Below are 3,917 nucleotides of genomic sequence, written 5' to 3'. Positions count from 1 at the left end.
ACGAGGTCCGTACGTACGGTTCTGTGAGAGGGATGGGGCGGTGACGCCTCACCCTACTCGATGAATGAATGTTGTGACAGGTTATTTAGTCAGTGTTATGCCGCACAGGCTTATTTATTGTCTGAACGAATAACCAGTTCAACCCGGCGGTTTAGCTTTTGGCCCGCTTCATCAAGGTTATTGGCAATAGGCGAGTACTCGCCAACCCCTTTGGCTTCCACTTGCTGTGCAGCAATAGAGAACTGTTTTATCAAGCGGGTTTTAATTGCTGTAGCACGTTTTTCTGACAAGGTTTGGTTATACGCTTGCGAGCCTTTATCGTCTGAATGTCCTACCACGTAAAATAATTGCTTAGGGTGCGTTTGAAGGTATTGAGCTACGACTTCTACAATCGGATAAGCCTCAGGCAGTAGTTCATCGCTATCATACTTAAACAACAAACCGTCTAATGCCACATGGCCGCTTTTGGCTATTTCGTCTGTTAAACCCTGCAAATCAATTCCGACTCGGTTATTGTTTAATGTGGTTTCTTCAATGATTCGGATTTCAGCAGATAATCGTCCTGAAAACCCAATGACGTATACCATAGCGTAAACGTCACCTTCAGCTCTTTCTAGCTTATAGAGTCGATAAAATTGGTTTTCTTCGCTGCCAATTGCTGAATGTAATGCGATCTTAGTTTTTAATGTATCTTCATCTCCGCATGCCTTTCCCAAACAGGTATAAACTTCAGTAAAACCAAGTTTGGTTAATGCGTTTAAATAGTTCGCATCAATCTCAAATTCAGAATAAGTGCGCGGTAATATGTAAGAGATATCAGTAATCTTCCCCTCCAGCTCCAATGTTTTATAGTTATCTCCAGCAAGTACTAAGGTTTGGTTAAAGCCATGAGTGATATATTCCTGTATGTAAGCTCCAGGGACTCTGCTTAGCATCGGGTGATCAACTGAGTTTTTAGTATCTTTATCGCTATTGTCTTTAACCGTTATTTCACTCACAGCCTGTGATAAATAACTTTGATTAGTCGTCACCAAATCTAATGGCTCATCGATAATTTCTATAATATCCAATTCTACATTGGTCGCATTCTGCCAGCCAGTCGCATATATCGATACGTAAACCTGCTTTTTAAGCAGGGTAATATGTGCTGTTATTAGTGATGGCGAACTACTGGAAATATTTGTCAAAGGCGATATAAATGAGGATAGCTTACGTTCATTACCACAAGTTGCTTGATCACATTCAAAAATAATCTCAGCATTGAGTGCGTTAAGCTGTTTTTTGTAGTTATTGATTAAATGCGCAGGGGTATAAGACGGCGGTAGGTCATAGTTGGTTCTAGTCAGTTTGCCTTTCACTTCTTGCGATTGAATATTTTTGTCATCAATTGCTGTAATCAATTGCACCGGCGTGAAGTGTCTAAGTTCATTCTTTGTATCTTTTACCTCTTTGGGCTCAGAAAATAATTCTTGTGTTGTCGCAGAAAAAGCATTTATTGCTGGCATCATCGTCATGATGATTGTCAATGACATTAGCGCAGGTTTTAACATTTCAACTCCCTGTTGTAAGTGTTTTGTTTTGATAATGTAAATAAGGTGTCTGGTTGCGATCATTAATCATATGGACATAACATTCTAGATATAGATTGTATACTTTCGAATTGATCGAGAGTATTCATTAAATTATTTTATATAAATATATAAAATATCAATGCTTTACACTGCTTTTATCAAAATTGCATTACATTACTTAGTATGGGTTTTTATTAAATATTAGTGATTAGTGATAATTGTTTTGTTTTGTTTATGTGAAATAATTTGTACGCTGTAAAAATTTTTCAGTAAATGCTTAACTTTAACATTGGAGGTTCGAAGGTGAACAAATTGAAACAAAAAGGTCAAGGTATGACCGAATACATTATTATCGTGGCATTGATTGCTGTTTCTGCGATAGGTGTATATAGCTTTTTTGGCCAAACGATTCGTAACCAAGTTGCTGGGTTATCTTCTGAAATGTCCGGACAGGAGTCAACTGCTCAAATTACTGCTGCAAAAGGTTCTGCTACTGCTGCAACTACTGTCGCGGCTAAAAAGTATAACTTAGGCAATTATGATGAAGCTGCTAACAAAAGTGCTAAATAATTAGATACTAACCTACTTAATTATATTTAATTAGGTAGGTTATCTTATTATCAAAAGGATTCTGATATGAAAAAAAGTCAATTGGGTCAAGGCATGACCGAGTACATTATTATTGTGGCGTTAATCGCGGTTTCAGCAATTGGTGTGTACAGCTTTTTTGGCCAAACTATTCGTAATCAAGTCGCTGGGTTATCTTCTGAAATGTCCGGACAAGAATCAACTGCTCAAATTACAGCTGCAAAAGGTTCTGCTACTGCTGCAACTACTGTCGCGGCTAAAAAATATAATTTGGGTAATTATAATGAAGGGGCTAATTCGGCTGCAGGAAGTAGTAGTTCCGGTGGAGGGAGTACTGGCGGTGGAGGAACGGTTGTAGATTAACGCCTTATCATAACTCATGGATGAACTTTCTAATGCAAAGTAAAACAAAGTTTTTAAAGCAAAAAGGACAATCTTTAGTCCTTTCTTTAATATTAATGTCTTTTGCAGCGATGACGGTGTTATACAGTTATAACACCGCTCAACTAAATATAAAGTCTACAAAACTACAGCATACAGCAGATAATACTGCTTACAGTATCGCAACTATTGCCGTGAGAGATTTTAATTTTAAAGCCTATACGAATCGAGCTTCTGTAGCTAACCAAGTTGCAGTAGCACAAATGGTTGGATTATCTTCGTGGTTTAATATGACAGATCGCTTTACTCAAAATGCATGCTCAGCACTTTGTTGGGTCCCTTATCTTGGGCAGGTTATTAATGCAATACGCAGCGGTGTTGGTTATGCAAATCAGGTTGTACAACCATTTACTGAAATAATGATTACGGCAGAAAATTCTATATTAGGTATTCTTCGTGTTTCTCAAAGTGCTATTCATTATGCAAGTGCAGTATCTTCGTTTACTACAGCGCAACAAATCGTTAAGGCAAACGATAATAAAGCGGAATTAAGTTTGGTACAAAATGCACAACTTATTAATGATATACGCAATGTTTGGTTTACTTTTCAAAAGCAGCACAACCGAAACCTTCAGAACAGGTATAACACTCAATTTACAGACTTTAAAGCTGTCATTATGGATTCAAGAGATCCATTTAGCGAGCAGCGAAGTTATAAGTTAAGTTCTATTTGGAGTAAAACTCTGTGGCCATTACGCTGGAAAACGTTAAAAGCTGGCGGAAGTGAACTTGTTTCAAATAGAAATGATGCAGAGTCATGGACTTCAATGGATACAATAGGATTTCATTTATCTAAATATAGATGCAGTTGGTCTGGATGTCGCTGGCGTGGTTATAAAGAAACTCCGATTGGTTGGGGAGCCACTAGGTCAGATGATAGAGCCAATATTAATCGTTTAAGAAGCTCGTCTCTTTGGGGACGCAGCAGGGGAATTAATAAAAAATCTTCAAGACTTGCGGCTTACAATCAGGAGGAGTCAGGAAATTACAGCGGTGTTCAATCATTTTACGGCTTATCTAATTCTGCATCTAAAAAAAATCATACAGATAATATTGTCGTTGTCGTTTCAAAAGAGCAAAAAGACGTAAGAACAACGAGTTCTGTTGATTTAGCTGAAAACACAATTGATCCGGCAACAACAGAGAAATTGTTAGGTGATAGGTTGAGTAATATATCAGCCTCACAAGCTTATTATTCAAGGCCGAGTGACTTATGGGCTAGATCTGATTCCAAATATGAATATGGAAATTTATATAATCGAGACTGTAACTAATTTTGTGTAACTGCTTATCAAAACGTACTCTATTGAGAGTTTA

General features: G+C 37.6%; 4 protein-coding genes. 3 read left to right on the top strand and 1 reads right to left on the bottom strand.

Annotation, left to right across the window (positions count from 1 at the left end; all coding sequences use genetic code 11):
- Positions 1 to 110 precede the first annotated feature (110 nt).
- Positions 111 to 1,550: an OmpA family protein gene (locus IEY42_RS21735; RefSeq protein ID WP_188927260.1), complete on the bottom strand. Its 1,440-nt coding sequence runs from the start codon at positions 1,548 to 1,550 to the stop codon at positions 111 to 113.
- Positions 1,551 to 1,844: 294 nt separating this feature from the next.
- Between IEY42_RS21735 and IEY42_RS21730 the strand changes: the two genes are divergently transcribed.
- The 3 genes from IEY42_RS21730 (at position 1,845) to IEY42_RS21720 (ending at position 3,874) form a co-directional block, all read left to right on the top strand.
- A complete protein-coding gene (locus IEY42_RS21730) occupies positions 1,845 to 2,141 on the top strand; it encodes a Flp family type IVb pilin (RefSeq protein ID WP_188927259.1) in 297 nt (98 codons plus the stop codon).
- Between the two features lie 66 nt (positions 2,142 to 2,207).
- Entirely contained in the window at positions 2,208 to 2,522 is a 315-nt protein-coding gene (locus IEY42_RS21725; RefSeq protein WP_188927258.1) for a Flp family type IVb pilin, read from the top strand.
- A gap of 32 nt (positions 2,523 to 2,554) precedes the next feature.
- On the top strand, positions 2,555 to 3,874 hold the full coding sequence (locus tag IEY42_RS21720) for a hypothetical protein (protein WP_188927257.1): 1,320 nt from the start codon (positions 2,555 to 2,557) through the stop codon (positions 3,872 to 3,874).
- Positions 3,875 to 3,917: the final 43 nt, after the last annotated feature.

Source organism: Shewanella algicola, assembly GCF_014648035.1.
GTDB classification, from domain to species: Bacteria; Pseudomonadota; Gammaproteobacteria; order Enterobacterales; family Shewanellaceae; genus Shewanella; species Shewanella algicola.
Note: the sequence above shows the minus strand (reverse complement) of the source record. Positions and strands in the feature narration are given on the sequence as shown.